Consider the following 18,765-nt stretch of genomic DNA (forward strand, 5'->3'; position numbering starts at 1 on the left):
GGGGGTCAGTTAAAGTTTTGAAAAAAATATTAATTGTAGAAGATGAAAAACCAATCCAAACATTACTCAAATATAATTTGAAACAGGCAGGTTTTGAAACGATTATAGCTGGAGACGGAGAAGAAGCAATACATATGACGGCAGCCTATAGTCCTGACTTGATTTTACTGGATATCATGCTCCCGAAAATGGATGGAATTGAAGTTTGTAAGTCTTTGCGGGAGAGTGGTAGTAATATACCAGTCATTATGTTAACTGCAAAGGGTGATGAACTCGAAAAAGTTCTAGGACTAGAAATTGGTGCGGATGATTATATGACTAAGCCGTTCAGTCCGCGTGAAGTAATTGCAAGGGTGAATGCTGTGCTTAGGCGTAGTACAGATCAGAAAACCGTTACACTTTTAAAATCAGGAGGATTATCAATTGATTTGGATCGATATCAGGCATATTTGAATGATAGTGAACTAGATTTTACTCCCAAAGAATTTGAGCTGCTTGTCTATCTTATTCAAAATAAAAACAGAGCGTTGACAAGGGACCAACTCTTGAGTGCAGTTTGGAATTATGACTTTGTTGGGGATACTCGAATTGTTGATGTTCATGTAAGTCACTTACGCGAAAAAATTGAAGAAAATACAAAAAAACCTTTATTTATTAAAACAGTCAGAGGAATAGGTTATAAATTTGAGGAGCAAAAGGCATGATTAAAAGTCTATATGGACGTCTCCTTATTTCCATATCGGTATTATTACTTGTATTATTTACTGGCCTGGGTGTAGTTCTGGGTCAGTTTTTCTTATTGTTTGCAGAAAACACGGATGAGGTAGTACAAAAAACGTACGTACAATTTTTAGCTTTAGTATTAATAATGGCTTTTATTTTATCATTTTATATTATCTCAAGAATGTTAAGGCAATATGTAAGACCGATTGTAAATGCAACAGAGACGGCAATACGTATTTCTAATGGCGACTACCTAACTCGTGCTTCTATAACTGAACCCGAGTCTATTAATGAGTTATCCATTGCGATCAATAAAATCGCTACTAATATGGATGAAATGACCATTAAAAGGGAAATGGATAAAGAACGTTTGAAAACTCTTGTTGAAAGTATGGGTAGCGGCCTACTTATGATTGGAAGAGAGGGAAACGTGAATCTTGTTAATGCTGTATTTTGTGAAACATTTGGTTTTGATAAAAACAAGATAATAGAGAAAACATATATTGAAATCGGGTTACCTTCAGAAGTAGGTGGCTTAATTGAGCATGTTTTTATGACTGAGCAAGCAAGTGAAAAACAAGTACGTTTAATAGATGGGCTTACTTCTTCTTACGTTAGTATTTACGGAGCACCGGTAATTGGTAATCATGGAAATTGGCTAGGAATTGTTGTCGTTGTACATGATATTACTAAACTCATTCGACTTGAAGAAGTGAGGAAAAACTTTGTTGCGAATGTTTCGCATGAACTAAGAACACCAATTACATCTATAAAAGGATTTACCGAGACGTTGTTAGCTGGAGCTATGGAAGATCCCGATGTTCTTAAGGAGTTTCTTGAAATTATTCAAAAAGAAGGCGATCGTTTACATCTGTTGATTGATGATTTACTAGCATTATCAGCGATGGAAAGAGAAGGATTTTTACTTGAACTTGCACCGGTTAATATTGCTGAAGTCATCAATGATGCGATACGGACAGTTTCGGGAAGAATTGAACAAAAAAATATGACTATAAAATTAAATATGAAATCAACTATAGAAATTGAAGGCGATGCAATTCGGTTAAACCAAGTTATTGTGAATATCCTTTCAAATGCGATTAGTTATTCAAAAGAGCATAAGACAATAGAGATTTCGTTATACGAAAGGGAAAACGATGTCGTAATTGAAGTTCGGGATGAAGGGATTGGAATTGCGGCATCAGAATTGCCTCGATTGTTCGAACGGTTTTATCGTGTAGATCGTGCAAGAAGTCGTGATTCTGGTGGAACCGGTCTTGGTTTAGCAATCGTTAAGCATTTAGTTGAGGCTCATGCGGGCACTATTGTCGTGGAAAGTAAAATTGGTAAAGGCACGACTTTCAAAATTTGCCTACCAAATAATAAAAATTAAATACACAATGGAAAAACCTTCGAAATATGAAAAGTTTGAAACTTTCCAATAGCTGTTACGTATAGAAGAGAGATACATAATTTAAGGGGGTTACTTAATGAGCACGCGCCGCATATTAACAGCTTTAGGCTTAGGAGTTGCTGGTTTACTGTTAGTCATCGTAGCTTTCACAACATGGTATACTGTCGATGCTTCTGAACAAGCAGTAGTTATAACCTTTGGAAAAGCAGATACAACAGTCACAGATTCCGGTTTACATTTTAAGCTGCCTTGGCCAATCCAGAAAGCAGAAGTTTTATCAAAAGAAACATTTAGTCTTAGTTTTGGATATAAACAAGATAAAGGTGGAGAACTTGTTTCATTTGATAAAGAAACCAAGATGATTACAGGTGATGAATACATTGTTTTAACAGATCTTGTCGTACAATGGAAAATTACAGAACCACAAAAATATTTATTTAACTCACTCAATCCAAAAGAAATTTTACATGATGCAACTTCTGCGTCCATACGATCCGTCATCGGGAGTTCAACAATAGATTCTGCCCTTACGGATGGGAAAGCGGAAATTGAAGGGAAAACTAGAGATTTACTTGCAACATTAATGGAGAAGTATGATGTTGGGATCTCAGTCCAAAGTGTAAAACTCCAAGATGTAGAACTACCTAATATTGAAGTACGCGCAGCATTCACTGCCGTTACCGATGCACGTGAAACCAAAAACACAAAAATAAACGAAGCTAAGAAGTATGAAAACAAGAAAAAGAGCGAAGCAATTGGAGAACGTGACGCTATTAAATCTCGTGCAATTGGGGAAAAAACTGCACGCATTGAACAAGCACACGGTGACGTCTCACTCTTTAACCAACTTCATGCGGAGTATGCTAAAAACAAGGCTATCACTCGTCAACGTCTTGTTCTTGAAACATTGGAACAAGTGTTACCAAAAGCAAAATTATATATCATGAACGATAACGGTGAAACAGTAAAATATCTTCCTTTACAACAGTTGGAAAGCGGAACACCACCACCGGTAGTAGAAGAGAAAGATGGAGGTGGCACAAATGAGTAAAGACAATAATCCTTTTAAAAGCATTGAAGAAAAGTTTCTTGAAAGACAACGTGCAAAAAGAAAAATACAAGGCGGTCCAAGTGAGCCAGGGCAAATAAAACAACCTGTTGAAATGAAAAAGTATGTTCGATTAGCGATAACAATTACAGCTCTGTTTGTTGTTGCTGCAATTTTGGTTTCCAATCTATTTATAGTTAAAGAAAATGAATATCGAGTTGTACGTCAGTTTGGAGAGATTAAAAGAATCGTTCAAGAACCTGGTATTACTATGAAGATTCCTTTTATTCAAGACGTAACAACACTACCGAAAAACTTAATGACGCTTACAGTGTCTGAAGCAGAAATTAATACAAGAGATAAAAAACGTATTATTATTGACAATTATGCAGTTTGGAAAATTACGGAACCAATTAAGATGATTTCGAACGCACGTAATATTATTAATGCGGAAGCCCGTATGGAAGAATTTATTTATTCAGTCGTTCGTTCAGAACTTGGTCAATTAACTTATGCGGATGTGGTGAATGACGAAAATTCGTCGCGAGGCAGCTTAAATGATCGAGTAACTGATAAAGTAAATGAATTTTTGCTAGCAGGAAACTATGGTATTGAAGTTGTAGATGTGCGTATGAAGAGAATTGATTTACCTGAAGAGAACGAGCAGTCCATTTATACACGAATGATTTCAGAACGACAATCGACGGCACAAACTTATTTATCTGAAGGGGATGCTGACAAAAGTCGAATTGAAGCAGAAACAGACCGTGAAGTAACTGAGATGTTAGCGATAGCAAAAAAAGAAGCGGCTGTAATTCATGCTGAAGGTGAATCAAAAGCGGCACAAATTTACAATGACACATTTTCAAAAGACCCAGAGTTTTATAACTTATACAGAACGCTTCAATCATATTCGAAAACCATTGGAGAAGACACGATGATTATATTACCGGCGGAGTCTCCATACGCTAAGATATTAACAGGGTATATAGAGTAACTAGAAAGATTGTTTAGATTAGCAATTAACAAATTCAGTCCCTTTGTTAGATAAAACCTGTATGTATAGGCCTGCATCATTTTCATTTGTACTTACCTACGTGGTAAGATAGATGAAGATGATGTTTTTTTACGAATAGGAGTGGAGCTTACTTGACGAAAAAGAAAATAGTACTTCTTGATGGAAATAGCCTTGCATATCGTGCTTTTTTTGCATTGCCTCCATTGACCAATGAACATGGGATTCACACGAATTCAGTATATGGTTTTACAATGATGTTGCAAAACATAATTGCAGAAGAAAAGCCAACACATTTACTAGTCGCTTGGGATGCTGGAAAGACTACATTTAGACATAAAACATTTGTAGAATATAAAGGCGGTCGCCAAAAGACTCCCTCTGAGTTATCTGAACAATTTCCATACCTACGAAAACTGCTTGATGCGTATAACATTACACAATACGAGCTCGACCAATTTGAAGCGGATGATATCATTGGGACGCTCAGTCATATTGGAGACGCCGAAGGAACAGAAGTTGTCATAATCTCGGGAGATAAAGACTTAACACAACTTGCAACAGAGAACACAACAGTCTACATAACACGTAAAGGTATTACGGATACAGAGAAATACACTCCAGAACATATTATGGACAAGTACGGCATTAAACCTTTGCAAATTATCGATATGAAAGGGTTGATGGGAGATGCGTCTGATAATATTCCTGGTGTACCTGGAGTCGGTGAAAAGACAGCTCTGAAGCTATTGCTTGAATACGGTTCAATAGAAAATGTGTACAAATCACTCGACCAAATCACTGCAAAAAAGTTAAATGAAAACTTAACAAAATATGAAGAACAAGCTTATATGAGTAAAGAGCTTGCGACAATCGATGTGGATTCTCCGATTACAATTTCGATTGACGAGCTTGTCTATACTGGGCCGGATGTCGACAAATTAACGAGCATATACAAAGAGTTGAATTTTAAAACGCTGCTTGAAAAGTTGGCACCACAAGAAGTCGTTGAAAAACCACTCGATGAAATAAAAGTTACAATTGCATCCGATATTACTGAAGAACAATTAACGGACACAATGGCCATTCATATTGAAATGATGGATGAAAACTATTTAAATGCTGAAATACTTGGAATTGGTTTAGCAGACGCTGATAAGACATTATTTATTGATTTTTCTGAAGTAGAAAAATCCGCTGTATTAAAAGAGTGGTTGCAAAATAAAGACAAAAAGAAGTATTCAACGGACTCTAAGGCGGCACTCGCTTCAATGGCTCGATATGGCATTCATTTAGAAGGAATTGAATTCGATCTCCTCCTAGCTACTTATATTGTAAATCCAGCAACTTCATATACAGACGTTGCATCCATTACACGTGAATTGGGTTATTCGGAAGTACAACAAGATGAGTTTGTTTATGGAAAAGGTGCAAAGAAAGCAGTTCCATCTATAGAGGAAATTGCAGAGCATGCAAGCCGAAAAGCACAGGCTGTCTGGAAGTTAAGACCAGTTCTTGAAGATAAATTGCGGGAAAATGATCAGTATGACCTTTACCGCGACCTAGAATTACCACTTGCATCTATCCTGGGTAAAATGGAATCGACAGGTGTGAAAACCGATAAAGAGATATTGGTTGGGATCGGTAAGGAATTGACTCTAAAACTAACAGATTTAGAAGCGATGATTTATGAAATTGCAGGTGAAAAGTTCAATGTAAATTCCCCGAAACAACTTGGTGTCATTTTATTTGAAAAAATAGGATTAACGCCAATTAAAAAAACAAAGACCGGTTATTCAACAGCTGCTGACGTTCTAGAAAAACTAGAAAGTGAACATGAAATCATTCGTTATATTTTAAACTATCGCCAACTAGCAAAGCTGAACTCAACTTATATTGTGGGTCTTCTTAAAGAAATTCACGAAGATGGTAAAATTCATACACGTTTCCAACAAGCACTTACACAAACAGGGCGTCTCAGTTCTATCAATCCAAATTTACAAAACATTCCTGTACGTCTTGAAGAAGGAAGGAAAATTCGAGCAGCTTTTGTTCCATCTGAACCTGGATGGTCGCTGTTCACTGCCGACTATTCCCAAATCGAGTTGCGAGTTTTAGCGCATATTTCACAAGACGAGAAGTTAATAGAGGCATTCCAGCAAGGTGCTGATATCCATACAAGGACAGCAGCAGATGTATTTGGTGTAGAAATTAGTGAAGTAACATCTGAAATGCGTCAATCATCAAAAGCTGTTAATTTTGGAATTATTTACGGAATTAGTGATTATGGCCTATCTCAAAGTTTAAATATACCTCGAAAAGATGCTGCTACATTCATATCTAAGTACTTAGCAAGCTTTCCAGGTGTTAAGCAATATATGGACGATATCATTGCCGAAGCAAAACTTAAAGGGTTTGTAACAACACTTATGAATCGTCGCCGTTATTTACCGGAAATTACAAGTTCGAACTTTAATATTCGTGGGTTTGCTGAACGAACGGCTATGAATACTCCAATTCAAGGAAGTGCGGCAGATATTATTAAAAAGGCTATGATCGATATGGCAGCCCGACTTGAAAGTGAAGGCATGAAGACGCGCATGTTGCTTCAAGTGCATGATGAACTAATTTTTGAAGCACCTGAAGATGAATTAGAAAAATTGAAGAAAATTGTACCGGAAGTTATGGAATCAGCAATTTCCTTGGATGTTCCACTAAAGGTAGAATGGGAATTTGGGAAGTCATGGTACGATACAAAATGAGGGATAAAAATGCCTGAATTACCTGAAGTTGAAGGCGTTGTCCGTGCCCTTGCACCGGTTGCAATAGGACGGACAATCCTTAAAGTAATCATTTCAGATGTTGTGATTGAATCGAAAGCGCAAGGTAAAGAAGCAGTTCTAAAAGGGATGACGACAGACCAGTTTGTTAAAAATATGGTTGGTATGAAAATCACGGATCTTACCCGACGAAGTAAATACATTTATATAGCTCTTCAAAGAGAAGGAATTGACTATTTATTAGTTAGCCATTTAGGTATGTCCGGTGCTTGGTTTACAGTGAACTCAATTGATGAAATCGTCGAGTCAAAATTTCGAAGACATATTCATGTGATATTCGAAATGACAGATGGGGGATTGCTTGTCTATTCTGATATCAGACGCTTTGGAGAACTTCGTCTTATTGATCGTGAGGCGGATCATCCGCCTCTACTAAAGATGGCTCCTGAACCTTTTGATGGGGATGCATGTGGACATTTTATAGACTTCGCCCTTCAACCTAAGTATGCGAAGAGAGCGATAAAGGATGTAATAATGGATGGACACGTGATTTCCGGCTGTGGAAACATATACGCAACCGAGGCACTGTATCGAATGAAAATTCATCCCGGTAGAAAAGCAGAGCGTATTAGTTTGAAACGGAAAAGAGAATTATTTAATGTTATTGTCGAAGTGCTGCAAGAAAGCATTGATGCGGGTGGAAGCACAATATCAGACTATCGAAATATCAACGGTGAGGCGGGAACAATGCAAAACAGGCTTGAAATGTATGGAAGAAAAAATTGTCCCGCATGTAATAATGATACAAAAAGCATGAAGATTGCCGGCAGAACATCGGTCTACTGCCCACGTTGTCAAAGATAATGGGAGATGTTTAAATATGATTATCGGTCTCACTGGTAGTATTGCAAGCGGTAAAAGTACAATTTCAGAACTGTTGAAAAGTAAAGGGTTTCCAATCGTTGATGCGGACAAAATTGCTCATTTAGTCGTGGAGCCCGGTTCCCCAGTTCTTAAAGAAATCGAACTTTTTTTTGGCAAAGAAATGATAAAGACGGATGGTTCTTTAAACAGGGAAAAACTTGGGGAACGAATTTTCCGTAATGAAAACGATCGAAACAAACTGAATTCTATTATCCACCCAGCAATTCGTGCTGAAATGCTTGCCCAAAAAGAAAAATGGCTATTGGCAGGTGCAAATACGGTTATAATGGATATTCCGCTTTTGTTTGAAAGTAAATTGCAACATTTTGTAGAAAAGATAATTGTTGTTTCAGTCACCCCGGAAATCCAAAAACAACGACTCATGTCGAGAAATAAGTTGACGGCGCAAGATGCAGCTATTCGTATTCAATCTCAACTTCCGATGGATCTCAAGGAAAAAGGTGCAGATGCAATTATTTATAATAACGGAACAATTGAGGAGTCAGAGCAACAATTAAATTCGATTCTATTCAATTGGAATGCCCAACCTTGATAGGACTAGAAGAACAGATTTTTAATTGAATGGCTAAATTAGCTACGTAATATCATAGAATGTGTTATACTAATGAGCGGATAAAAGATATACAGTATAACATACATATTGGAGGATCAGCACATGACAACTTCTATAGCGATTAATGGATTCGGACGAATTGGACGGATGGTTTTCCGTCAGATGATACTAGAGGACGATGTGACAGTCGTCGCAGTTAACGCATCTTATCCATCGGAAACACTTGCACATCTTATTAAATACGATACGAATCATGGTACCTTTGAAGGTGAAGTGATTGCAGAAGAAAATGCACTCGTTGTTAATGGAAAGCGTGTCAAGCTTGTATCAGAACGCGATCCGCTTAAATTACCATGGAAAGAACTTGGCGTTGATATCGTCATTGAAGCAACTGGAGTTTTTAATTCACGTGATAAAGCAGCACTTCACCTTGAAGCCGGTGCAAAGAAAGTGATTTTATCAGCACCAGGAAAAAATGAAGACATTACAATTGTTCTTGGCGTAAACGACGAGCAGTTGGATATTACAAAACATGATGTTATTTCAAATGCGAGTTGTACAACAAACTGTCTTGCTCCTGTAGCAAAAGTTTTAAACGATAACTTTGGTATAGTGAATGGTCTTATGACAACAATTCATGCATTTACAACGGACCAAAATAATTTAGACAATCCACATAAAGATCTTCGCCGTGCACGTGCGTGTGCACAGTCGATCATCCCAACTTCAACAGGTGCAGCAAAAGCACTTGCGCTTGTTTTACCTGAGCTGGAAGGGAAAATTCATGGTATGGCACTTCGTGTTCCCACGCCAAATGTTTCTCTTGTTGACCTTGTTGTGGATGTTCAAAAAGATGTAACTATTGAAATGGTGAATGATGCATTTAAAGAAGTTGCAAATGGTAAAATGGCTGGCATTGTTCGCTATACAGATGAGCCCCTAGTATCGGTTGATTTCAATTCGTCCAAGGAGTCAGCTATTATTGACGGATTATCGACAATCGTTATGGGCGACAGAAAGATCAAAGTTCTAGCTTGGTATGATAACGAATGGGGCTATTCTGCTCGTATTGTTGACTTGACTAAAAAAGTTGGAAAAGCATTAAATGCTGCTTCAAATGCGTAAAATGAATAATGGAAATAAATGAGCAGAGGTGAAATCCTCTGCTTTTTCTATTTTCTAAGGTTTATTCTGTTATAATTAATATAATAAAATAGAAAATGCGGAGGAACAATTATGAGATGTCCAGCTTGCCAATTTAATGGCTCTCGTGTCGTCGATTCGAGAGCTGCGGATGATAGTAAATCAATCCGTCGCAGAAGAGAATGTGAGTCATGCGCATTCCGATTTACAACATTTGAAAAAGTGGAAGGTACACCTTTAATGGTTGTAAAAAAAGACGGTTCTCGTGAAGAATTTAGTGGTGAAAAAGTGTTGAGAGGACTTATTCGTGCTTGTGAAAAACGTCCAGTTTCTCTCGATGAATTAAAAGAAATTGTTTATACTATTGAAAAGGAACTTCGAAGTTCAGGCATCGCTGAAATCAACTCCGATAAAGTTGGAGAAATGGTCATGAAGCGTTTGGCCGATGTTGATGAAGTTGCCTATGTTCGATTCGCTTCAGTTTACCGCGAATATCAAGATATAACGGTATTCATTGAAGAACTCAAAAATCTATTAGAGCGAAATGATAAAGAATAATATATAGAAAGATCTTTAGGAAGGGGAATTAGAGTGGCAGCTCTTTATAAAGAATTACAGCCTATAGACTCATATAGAATCAGGCTGCCGCAACCATTTTCAGATTATGATCGGCAGCTCTTAACGTTGTTTTATCAACCACTTATCGGGTCAGGTGCTATGAGTCTGTTTATGACCTTATGGGCAGATGCCGAAAGAGGGGATGAGCATGAATACAACCATTATCATTTAATGAACATCTTAACATTACCCCTTGGTCCGGTTTTTGAAGCAAGGATTTCTTTGGAAGCGATTGGTTTACTAAGGTCATATCTAAAGGTGGATGGAGAAACACGATCCTTTATTTATGAATTACTACCACCGCTTGATGCAAAAGCATTTTTTACGGATCCTTTGTTATCTACATTTCTTTTTAGTAAAATAGGAGAACAAGCTTATCGAAACTTAAGAACCCGATTTGCCATAGGGGTAGAGAAATCTAAAGGTTATGCTGAAGTTTCTAGAACATTCTTAGATGTTTACAAACCAACATCAAATGGACATTCGATTGAAACTGTAGAAGATAAAGAGATTGTTGGACGAATTGAAGCAGAAGGTATTCCTTTTGATAAAAGTGGTTTTGATTTCGATCTTTTACAATCCGGTTTGTCCGAACAAATGGTTCCACAATCCGCACTTGCATCGGTACCTAAGGAAATAATTGCGAAACTAGCCTTCCTTTATTCATTGACACCTCTTGACATGCAAAAAGTGATCATGATGGCCCTCGATTCAGATATGAAATTACCTGAAGCTAGACTGCGTAAATCAGCAATTGATTTTTATAAAATGAGCATTTCGAAAGAAGCACCAGCGCTTCAAAAAGTATTTATGCAAACCGCCGCAACTACAGAGTCAACTGGTACACTAAGCAGAGACGATGAATTAATTAATTATCTAGAAAATACACCACCACTTGATATGCTTCGAGATTTAAACGGCAAAGAACCTATGTCTGTTGATGTACAGTTAGCCGAAAAACTTGTAAACACTCATGAATTGCCAATTGGAGTAGTCAACGTTCTCATGCAATATGTCCATATACGAAATGACGGTAAAATTACAAATAACTATGTGGAACGTATTGCCTCACATTGGATGAATAAAAAAGTGAAGACAGCAAGAGAAGCGATGGAGTTTTCTCGAACCGAGCACGACAAATACATGCAGTGGAAAAATGAAGGCCAAAAACCCGCTGCCCAGAAACGTTATACAAATACACGTGAAGAGAAAGTTCCAGAATGGTTCTTTAAGAAAGATGAAGAACAAACCGAGAAAACAAAGAAAAGTACTTTTGATGTGGAAGAGGAGCGTCGTAAATTACTTGAAGAACTTGGTGTATCAGGAAACGGGGTGAAATAATTGGAGAGAATAGGGGATACATTAAATCGTGTCGTTAAGGCACCGGCATTTGCTGAGCGCTACGAAGAAATGCGGCAGGAGATAATGAAAAATACCGGCGTACAAAACTTTTTGACGGAACATTCCAGTGAAATAAATGGTGAAATTGTGGAACGTAGCCTTGGGAAATTATATGAGTACTCAACTGCATCCCATAAGTGTGATAAATGTACAAATCAAAGCGATTGCATTAATTTATTAAAAGGATTTGAACCAAATCTAATTATTATTAATGGCCTCATTGATGTGGAATATAAAAAATGTCCAAACAAATTAATGGCTGAAGAACAAAGAGATATTTCAAGAATGGTCGAAAGTATGCATATGCAAAAAGATGTAATGGAAGCACAATTGCAAAATATTGATATGTTCTTTGACGATACACGTGTCGAAGCGGTTCGAGCAGCAAAGGATTTCTTGAATGTGTATGATGCAACTGGGGAACTTCCAGAACGTGGCCTGTATATTTACGGTCCATTTGGAATTGGTAAATCATTTATCCTTGGAGCGCTTGCCAACGAACTTGCACAAAGAAGAGTTCGAACTGTTGCTATATACGTGCCGGAATTTTTAAGAGATATGAAACAATCGATACAAGACCAAACTCTTAACGAAAAGATTGATTTCGTAAAACGTGCCCAAGTTCTTATGCTTGATGATTTCGGTGCAGAAACGATGTCCGCATGGACCCGTGATGAAGTACTTGGAACAGTTCTGCAATATAGAATGGCCGAAAAATTACCAACATTCTTCACCTCGAACTTAAGTTACAGCGAGCTTGAACATCATTTAACATATTCACAGCGTGGCGAGAAAGAATCTGTAAAAGCAGCACGATTAATGGAGCGAATTCGAACAGTTTCTACTCCTATTAAACTAATGGGTAAAAACAGACGCGATAAATAAAAATCCAGTCAATTTTTGATGTAAATTGACTTGCAATTTTTTTATATTCGTTATATACTCATTCCTAATAAAGTAATGAAATGCGTTGAAGAGGACAACAATTAAGTTATCATCTTAAAGAGAACAGGGTCTAGGCTGAAAGCCCTGAAAGATGGATGCTTTAATTTACCACCTCAGAGCAGCATCAGTGAATCAATCAGTAGCTGATGACGGTACCGGCCCGTTAGCCGATGTAAAGATTCATCATTCGAGTGCTATTTGTGCTGGACTGATGGAACAAGGGTGGAACCGCGAGCTATAGCTTCGTCCCTTTCCAGGGATGGGGCTTTTTTGTATGTTTAAAAATGAAAAGGAAGTGTTATCCATGTCGAAAATGATTAATTTAATATTCCCAGATGGATCTGTAAAGGAATTCCCACAAGGTACTACAACGGAAGAAGTTGCGGCATCAATTAGTCCTGGACTTAGAAGAAATGCGCTTGCCGGAAAACTTGACAATCAGTTAATTGATTTTAAAACTCCAATTGAACAAGATGGTGCAATTGCTATTATTACACCGGATTCAGCAGAAGCGCTTGAAATACTTCGACACAGCTCTGCACATTTACTTGCACAAGCGGTTAGTCGATTGTTTAAAGGTGCAAAATTCGGAGTTGGACCTGTAATTGAAAATGGATTCTATTACGATATTGATTCACCTGAGCCGATTACTTCAGATGACTTAATTCTAATTGAAAAAGAAATGAAACAAATCATTAACGAAAATATTGAAATCACTAGAAAAGTTGTTTCACGAGATGAAGCCGAGCGTATATTTAAAGAAATTGGCGACGAGTATAAACTAGAACTTTTAGAAGCAATTCCAGAAGATGAAAAAGTTACTATATATGAGCAAGGTGATTTTGTAGATTTATGTCGCGGAGTTCATGTTTCATCTACAGCAAAACTTAAAGAATTTAAATTACTTAGTATTGCGGGAGCATACTGGCGTGGAAATTCAGACAATAAAATGCTTCAACGTATATACGGAACTGCATTCTTCAAAAAAGACGAATTAGCTGCCCATTTGAAAATGCTAGAAGAAGCAAAAGAACGTGATCACAGGAAAATCGGTAGAGAGTTAAATTTATTTATGAATTCACAAAAAGTGGGTCAAGGACTTCCGATGTGGCTTCCAAAAGGAGCAACTATTCGTCGCATCATCGAACGTTATATCGTTGATAAAGAAGAAAAACTTGGATATGACCATGTATATACACCAGTACTTGGGAGTACAGAATTATACAAAACAAGTGGCCACTGGGGACACTATCAAGACGGCATGTTCCCTGTAATGAGCATGGACAATGAAGATCTAGTCCTTCGCCCAATGAACTGTCCGCATCATATGATGATTTATAAAAATGACATTCACTCATATCGTAACTTGCCACTTCGAATCGCTGAACTTGGAACGATGCACAGATATGAAATGTCTGGTGCGTTGTCAGGATTACAAAGGGTTCGAGGCATGACTTTAAATGACGCACATATATTTGTTCGTCCAGATCAAATTAAAGATGAATTTAAAAAAGTAGTCGAACTTATTATAGGTGTTTATAAAGATTTCAACATTGAAGATTTCTCTTTCCGCGTTTCCTATCGTGATCCGGAAGATAAAGAAAAGTACTTTGATGACGATGCAATGTGGGATCGTGCACAACTTATGCTAAAAGAAGCAATGGATGAAATAGGTATGGATTATATTGAAGTAGAAGGCGAAGCAGCATTTTACGGACCGAAACTCGACGTTCAAGTTAAAACTGCAATTGGTATGGAAGAAACACTTTCAACAGTTCAGCTAGACTTCCTTCTACCCGAACGTTTTGATTTAACATATGTTGGAGAAGACGGCAAACAACATCGTCCAGTTGTCATTCACCGTGGTGTTGTTGGTACAATGGAACGTTTTGTTGCATTTCTTATTGAAGAATATAAAGGTGCTTTCCCGACATGGCTTGCGCCGATTCAAGTTCAAGTCATCCCAGTCTCTCCGGATGCACACTTCGATTATGCAACTGAAGTACGTGAGAAGCTTGTTGCATCAGGTTACCGGGTTGAATTGGATCAGCGAGAAGAAAAAATCGGATATAAAATTCGTGAAGCACAAATGCAAAAGGTTCCCTACATGCTCGTATTAGGGGACAAAGAAATTGAGTCAGGTGAAGTAAACGTGAGAAAATATGGCGAACAGAAATCCGTAAGTATGCCATTCGAAGAGTTTATTGCTATAATGAAAGATGAAGTCGAGACTATGAAATAAAAAAGTTTGACAACATCTTCATACCGTGTTAAAGTAAGTAAGGTTAATGAATACAGTTTGAGGTATAAGCAGAGGCTACCCGCTTCTCACCTGGTCGACGCAAGAATGTTGTTGACGGGTCAGTAAATTAGTGAATCGTGCCGTGCATATTGATGCGCGTACAGATACGCGGGTAGACAAATGAACTTTTGTCTACCCGTCTTTTTATTGGATGGACCTATGGGATTGTCTATTATAGACTTTGTACCCAAACCATGTATTCGAGAGTTAAATATTCGGAGGTGGATTACTATTAGCAAAGACATGTATGTAAACGAGGGTATACGTGCCCGCGAGCTCCGTATTATTGATCATAACGGTGAACAGCTCGGAATCAAAACCCGTACCGAGGCGCTAGAAATAGCAACTCGAGCAAATTTGGATCTTGTCCTTGTTGCCCCAACGGCTAAACCCCCAGTTGCTCGTATTATGGACTATGGGAAATTCAAGTTTGAGCAACAGAAAAAAGAACGTGAATTACGGAAAAACCAAAAAATCATTCTACTCAAAGAAGTACGTTTAAGTCCAACTATTGATGAACATGATTTTCAGACAAAACTCCGTAATGCGGTTAAGTTTCTTGAAAACGGTGATAAAGTGAAAGCTTCAATTCGCTTTAGAGGACGTGCCATTACCCATAAAGAAATTGGGCAACGCGTTTTACTTCGTTTTGCAGAAGAATGTAAAGAACTAGCTACAATCGAGCAAAGGCCGAAAATGGAAGGCCGGAGCATGTTTCTAGTACTTGCACCAACTACTGAGAAACAGTAACAATGAATGATTTAGGAGGAACCCGATATGCCAAAAATGAAAACACACAGCGGGTCAGCAAAACGATTCAAAAAAACCGGTACTGGTAAATTGAAACGTGGCCGTGCTTACACAAGTCATCTATTTGCAAACAAATCAACAAAAGCAAAACGTCACCTACGCAAAGCATCACTTGTTTCTTCAGGCGACTACAAACGCATTCGCTTCATGATTACGTATATGAAATAAACTAAATTCGGATAGAATAGCAGGAGGTAATGCAATATGCCACGCGTAAAAGGTGGAACAGTGACGCGCAAGCGTCGTAATAGAGTATTGAAATTAGCAAAAGGTTACTACGGTTCAAAGCATAAACTTTTCAAAGTAGCTAACCAACAGGTCATGAAATCATATAACTATGCATATCGTGACCGTCGTCAAAGAAAACGGGAATTCCGTAGACTTTGGATTACACGTATCAACGCTGCAGCTCGTATGAACGGTGTTTCTTACAGCACACTCATGCATGGTCTAAAAGTGGCTGGTATTGATGTAAACCGTAAAATGCTTGCAGATCTAGCAGTTACGGACGCGCAAGCGTTCACACAACTTGCGGATGCAGCAAAAAAAGCAATTGCAAAATAAGAGTTACACATACAGCCGCATTCCGAATTTGAATTCATTCAATCGGAAAGCGGCTTTTTTGTATATTAAACTGAAGGCAGTCTAAGTTCGCGACAATCCTGTCGCCACAAACTAGATATAGGTAGGGGGTAAGATAATGCAAACAGTAGTTTTAATTTGGATTGGACTGATGTCGCTGTGGTCTTTTGCAACTATGGGGTATGATAAACAACAAGCGAAGAAAAAGGGGCGGCGTGTACCAGAGAGAAAATTGTGGACGCTTGCATTACTTGGTGGAGGAATTGGCGCGTACTTTGGAATGCAGACATTTCGACATAAAACGAGGCATACGTCTTTTCGAATTGGATTTTTAGTTCTTGCGCTTGCCTATGGAGTACTGATTTTATATTTATTAGGACTGCGTATGCCTGGTTCTCTAATCCTATAAAAAACCATTCCACAAAATAATTCAAAATGAATTACTTTGTAAAATGGTTTCATTAGTCTTTCATAAGCTGTTCAATTGGGTTTTTCCAACTAATCGTAGCCATTGGGTAATACGTAAGAATTTCAGTTTTTAAGAAATTGAAATCGTCTTTTGTAAAACCTTGTAATTTGGATTCATTTTTCACCCAAACAAATATAGTTATAACATCAAAAGAGTTCTCGGTCGTCCCTAAATACTTTTCGCCTTCAAACATCGCACCTTTGTATGTTATAAAAAAATTCTTACGGACATTTTTTACATCATCGTGGAAGTAATATCTTTCTTCTTCATAAGCTTCATCCAATTTTCGCTTTGGGTCCGTTAAATAACGAATTCCTCGGTAAAACAAATAAACGATGAAAGCGATGATAACAAAGCGGATCAAAATAAGAAACGCCATAACAGATCCCCCCTTTTTTAAAAGTATGGTTTAACTCTTATACGAATGGATCAACAAAAGGTTTCATTAAATTAATTATTATTGGAGGAGTATTTATGCAACTGACACAATTGTACAAAATGCAATACGGACTTGATTTATTTATTAGTAATAACAGGAAAGAAAAAACAGATGTTTTCAGAGAAAAAGGACTTGCGCTATTTGTAGAACTGGCAGAGCTCGCAAATGAAACGAGATGTTTTAAATTTTGGAGTACTAAGGGACCTTCCGAAAACAGCGTTATTCTAGAGGAGTATGTAGACTCGATTCATTTCATCTTATCACTTGGAATTGAAAAAGGATTTGAATTAAGTAGTTGGCCAGAAGGGAAGATTGAAGGAGATTTAACTGAGCTATTTTTGAAAACAACACTTTCAATCAATACATTTATGGAGAAACTAACAATTGAAACTTATGAAGATTTATGGGTTCACTACGGCGCAATAGCAGGAAAACTAGGATTTACGAATGAAGACATTATTGAGGCTTACATAGCAAAAAACGAAGAGAATTATAATCGGCAAAATACCGGCTATTAAAATATATCTGAAATGATTTTTTTGTATAGTAGAAAATACTGAATGAGTGGAGGTCGAGGATTATGAAGGCATTTATTCACAAATCGGGAAAGTTAGTAGTAAGTGAAATTAATGATCCGGTGGCTAAAAGTGGAGAAGTGGTTGTAGCACTCCGTGCGGCGGGATTAAACCGTCGAGATTTAAATATCCCTACACGCAGAGGGAGTGCATCTGAGCCTCTTGTGTTGGGTTCTGATGGGGCTGGAGTTATCGAGTCGATTGGTGAAGGTGTTACGAACTTTATAATAGGTGATGAAGTAATTATTAATCCTTCACTGCGTTGGAATTCAAACAGTGAAGCTCCGCCCACGGGATTTGATATTTTAGGAATGCCGGATAATGGAACATTTGCAGAGAAAATCTCTATTTCGCACGAACAGATTGAAAAGAAGCCCGCATTTTTATCATGGGAAGCTGCTGCTGTTTTATCATTATCGGCATTAACAGGATATCGTGCTTTATTTACAAAGGGAAAACTGCTTGCATCGGATACTGTTTTCATTCCGGGAGCAGGAAGTGGTGTCGCAACATACCTCATTTCGTTTGCAAAAAACATTGGCGCACGTGTGATTGTAACCTCGCGCAGTGAAACAAAGCGCAAACAGGCACTTGAATTAGGAGCGGATCTTGCATTAGATACAAGTAGTGATTGGAAAAAAGAATTGGAAAATGAAACTATTGATCTGGTAATTGATAGTATAGGTCGTGCTACATTCAATCGTTCTTTGGAAATATTGAAAAAAGGCGGTCGAATTGTTGTGTTCGGTGCAACGACTGAAGATACAGTGGAACTTAATTTACGTGAGTTTTTCTATAATCAGCACCAACTCATTGGTTCAACAATGGGGAGTCGGGAAGAATTGCGTGAAATGATTAACCATATTGAAAAATATGAAACGCAGCCGGTAGTTGATAAAGTATTTTCTTTAAATGAAGCGAAAGAAGCCTTCGAATACGTTGAAAAAGGTAAGCAGTTTGGTAAAGTAGCACTCTGGATTAGTAAATAACGGTAACAATGAGA

Annotated in this window: 19 protein-coding genes and 1 other annotated feature; of the genes, 18 read left to right on the forward strand and 1 reads right to left on the reverse strand. The window is 37.7% G+C overall.

Going from position 1 to position 18,765, the window contains the following annotated elements:
• Positions 1-17 precede the first annotated feature (17 nt).
• The 16 genes from ACFSFY_RS03655 to ACFSFY_RS03730 all read left to right on the forward strand — a co-directional run bounded on the left by ACFSFY_RS03655 (position 18) and on the right by ACFSFY_RS03730 (position 16,688).
• Complete coding sequence (locus ACFSFY_RS03655) at positions 18-704, forward strand: response regulator transcription factor (RefSeq protein ID WP_381535811.1); 687 nt, start codon at positions 18-20, stop codon at positions 702-704.
• The gene (gene pnpS, locus ACFSFY_RS03660) at positions 701-2,116 is read left to right on the forward strand and encodes a two-component system histidine kinase PnpS (RefSeq protein WP_381535812.1); all 1,416 of its coding nucleotides are present in this window, start codon (positions 701-703) and stop codon (positions 2,114-2,116) included. Before ACFSFY_RS03655 ends, pnpS begins: the two co-directional genes overlap by 4 nt.
• Before the next feature lie 97 nt (positions 2,117-2,213).
• On the forward strand, positions 2,214-3,188 hold the full coding sequence (hflK, locus tag ACFSFY_RS03665; RefSeq protein ID WP_381535813.1) for an FtsH protease activity modulator HflK: 975 nt from the start codon (positions 2,214-2,216) through the stop codon (positions 3,186-3,188).
• On the forward strand, positions 3,181-4,182 hold the full coding sequence (gene hflC, locus ACFSFY_RS03670) for a protease modulator HflC (protein ID WP_381535814.1): 1,002 nt from the start codon (positions 3,181-3,183) through the stop codon (positions 4,180-4,182). The genes hflK and hflC overlap by 8 nt, the downstream gene beginning before the upstream one ends.
• 152 nt (positions 4,183-4,334) lie before the next feature.
• Entirely contained in the window at positions 4,335-6,962 is a 2,628-nt protein-coding gene (gene polA / locus ACFSFY_RS03675; RefSeq protein WP_381535815.1) for a DNA polymerase I, read from the forward strand.
• 9 nt (positions 6,963-6,971) lie between these two features.
• Complete coding sequence (gene mutM, locus ACFSFY_RS03680) at positions 6,972-7,844, forward strand: bifunctional DNA-formamidopyrimidine glycosylase/DNA-(apurinic or apyrimidinic site) lyase (RefSeq protein ID WP_381535816.1); 873 nt, start codon at positions 6,972-6,974, stop codon at positions 7,842-7,844.
• A gap of 16 nt (positions 7,845-7,860) precedes the next feature.
• The gene (gene coaE / locus ACFSFY_RS03685) at positions 7,861-8,457 is read left to right on the forward strand and encodes a dephospho-CoA kinase (protein ID WP_381535817.1); all 597 of its coding nucleotides are present in this window, start codon (positions 7,861-7,863) and stop codon (positions 8,455-8,457) included.
• 123 nt (positions 8,458-8,580) lie between these two features.
• On the forward strand, positions 8,581-9,603 hold the full coding sequence (locus tag ACFSFY_RS03690; protein WP_381535818.1) for a glyceraldehyde-3-phosphate dehydrogenase: 1,023 nt from the start codon (positions 8,581-8,583) through the stop codon (positions 9,601-9,603).
• Positions 9,604-9,714: 111 nt separating this feature from the next.
• Complete coding sequence (gene nrdR, locus ACFSFY_RS03695; protein WP_381535819.1) at positions 9,715-10,179, forward strand: transcriptional regulator NrdR; 465 nt, start codon at positions 9,715-9,717, stop codon at positions 10,177-10,179.
• A 33-nt stretch (positions 10,180-10,212) separates the two neighbouring features.
• Positions 10,213-11,580, forward strand: coding sequence for a replication initiation and membrane attachment family protein (locus ACFSFY_RS03700; protein ID WP_381535820.1), 1,368 nt, complete (start codon positions 10,213-10,215; stop codon positions 11,578-11,580).
• Positions 11,581-12,525 (forward strand): primosomal protein DnaI, encoded by a 945-nt coding sequence (dnaI, locus tag ACFSFY_RS03705; RefSeq protein WP_381535821.1) that lies wholly within the window; start codon positions 11,581-11,583, stop codon positions 12,523-12,525.
• A gap of 76 nt (positions 12,526-12,601) precedes the next feature.
• Positions 12,602-12,839: a binding site (T-box leader), on the forward strand.
• A gap of 50 nt (positions 12,840-12,889) precedes the next feature.
• A complete protein-coding gene (thrS, locus tag ACFSFY_RS03710; protein WP_381535822.1) occupies positions 12,890-14,827 on the forward strand; it encodes a threonine--tRNA ligase in 1,938 nt (645 codons plus the stop codon).
• A gap of 303 nt (positions 14,828-15,130) precedes the next feature.
• The gene (infC, locus tag ACFSFY_RS03715) at positions 15,131-15,637 is read left to right on the forward strand and encodes a translation initiation factor IF-3 (RefSeq protein ID WP_381536042.1); all 507 of its coding nucleotides are present in this window, start codon (positions 15,131-15,133) and stop codon (positions 15,635-15,637) included.
• A 27-nt stretch (positions 15,638-15,664) separates the two neighbouring features.
• Positions 15,665-15,865 (forward strand): 50S ribosomal protein L35, encoded by a 201-nt coding sequence (gene rpmI / locus ACFSFY_RS03720; protein WP_381535823.1) that lies wholly within the window; start codon positions 15,665-15,667, stop codon positions 15,863-15,865.
• A 36-nt stretch (positions 15,866-15,901) separates the two neighbouring features.
• Positions 15,902-16,261, forward strand: a complete 360-nt coding sequence (gene rplT / locus ACFSFY_RS03725; protein WP_381535824.1) for a 50S ribosomal protein L20 — start codon at positions 15,902-15,904, stop codon at positions 16,259-16,261.
• A gap of 136 nt (positions 16,262-16,397) precedes the next feature.
• A complete protein-coding gene (locus ACFSFY_RS03730) occupies positions 16,398-16,688 on the forward strand; it encodes a DUF1294 domain-containing protein (protein ID WP_381535825.1) in 291 nt (96 codons plus the stop codon).
• Positions 16,689-16,740: 52 nt separating this feature from the next.
• On the opposite strand, the gene ACFSFY_RS03735 is transcribed toward ACFSFY_RS03730, so the two are convergent.
• Complete coding sequence (locus ACFSFY_RS03735; protein WP_381535826.1) at positions 16,741-17,127, reverse strand: sigma-w pathway protein ysdB; 387 nt, start codon at positions 17,125-17,127, stop codon at positions 16,741-16,743.
• A 95-nt stretch (positions 17,128-17,222) separates the two neighbouring features.
• On the opposite strand from ACFSFY_RS03735, the gene ACFSFY_RS03740 reads away from it, so the two are divergent.
• Both ACFSFY_RS03740 and ACFSFY_RS03745 read left to right on the forward strand, forming a co-directional pair.
• Entirely contained in the window at positions 17,223-17,705 is a 483-nt protein-coding gene (locus ACFSFY_RS03740; protein WP_381535827.1) for a dUTP diphosphatase, read from the forward strand.
• A 62-nt stretch (positions 17,706-17,767) separates the two neighbouring features.
• Entirely contained in the window at positions 17,768-18,751 is a 984-nt protein-coding gene (locus ACFSFY_RS03745; protein WP_381535828.1) for a zinc-binding dehydrogenase, read from the forward strand.
• The last annotated feature ends 14 nt before the right edge of the window (positions 18,752-18,765 follow it).

Source organism: Sporosarcina siberiensis (assembly GCF_042681925.1).
In the GTDB taxonomy this organism is placed as follows: Bacteria; Bacillota; Bacilli; order Bacillales_A; family Planococcaceae; genus Sporosarcina; species Sporosarcina siberiensis.

Excerpts from the sequence above, each read along its gene's own strand:
- pnpS (WP_381535812.1), top strand. The coding sequence starts at position 701 with ATGATTAAAAGTCTATATGGACGTCTCCTTATTTCCATATCGGTATTA.
- hflK (WP_381535813.1), top strand. The coding sequence starts at position 2,214 with ATGAGCACGCGCCGCATATTAACAGCTTTAGGCTTAGGAGTTGCTGGT.
- hflC (WP_381535814.1), top strand. The coding sequence starts at position 3,181 with ATGAGTAAAGACAATAATCCTTTTAAAAGCATTGAAGAAAAGTTTCTT.
- mutM (WP_381535816.1), top strand. The coding sequence starts at position 6,972 with ATGCCTGAATTACCTGAAGTTGAAGGCGTTGTCCGTGCCCTTGCACCG.
- coaE (WP_381535817.1), top strand. The coding sequence starts at position 7,861 with ATGATTATCGGTCTCACTGGTAGTATTGCAAGCGGTAAAAGTACAATT.
- ACFSFY_RS03690 (WP_381535818.1), top strand. The coding sequence starts at position 8,581 with ATGACAACTTCTATAGCGATTAATGGATTCGGACGAATTGGACGGATG.
- nrdR (WP_381535819.1), top strand. The coding sequence starts at position 9,715 with ATGAGATGTCCAGCTTGCCAATTTAATGGCTCTCGTGTCGTCGATTCG.
- thrS (WP_381535822.1), top strand. The coding sequence starts at position 12,890 with ATGTCGAAAATGATTAATTTAATATTCCCAGATGGATCTGTAAAGGAA.
- infC (WP_381536042.1), top strand. The coding sequence starts at position 15,131 with ATGTATGTAAACGAGGGTATACGTGCCCGCGAGCTCCGTATTATTGAT.
- rpmI (WP_381535823.1), top strand. The coding sequence starts at position 15,665 with ATGCCAAAAATGAAAACACACAGCGGGTCAGCAAAACGATTCAAAAAA.
- rplT (WP_381535824.1), top strand. The coding sequence starts at position 15,902 with ATGCCACGCGTAAAAGGTGGAACAGTGACGCGCAAGCGTCGTAATAGA.
- ACFSFY_RS03730 (WP_381535825.1), top strand. The coding sequence starts at position 16,398 with ATGCAAACAGTAGTTTTAATTTGGATTGGACTGATGTCGCTGTGGTCT.
- ACFSFY_RS03735 (WP_381535826.1), bottom strand. The coding sequence starts at position 17,127 with ATGGCGTTTCTTATTTTGATCCGCTTTGTTATCATCGCTTTCATCGTT.
- ACFSFY_RS03740 (WP_381535827.1), top strand. The coding sequence starts at position 17,223 with ATGCAACTGACACAATTGTACAAAATGCAATACGGACTTGATTTATTT.
- ACFSFY_RS03745 (WP_381535828.1), top strand. The coding sequence starts at position 17,768 with ATGAAGGCATTTATTCACAAATCGGGAAAGTTAGTAGTAAGTGAAATT.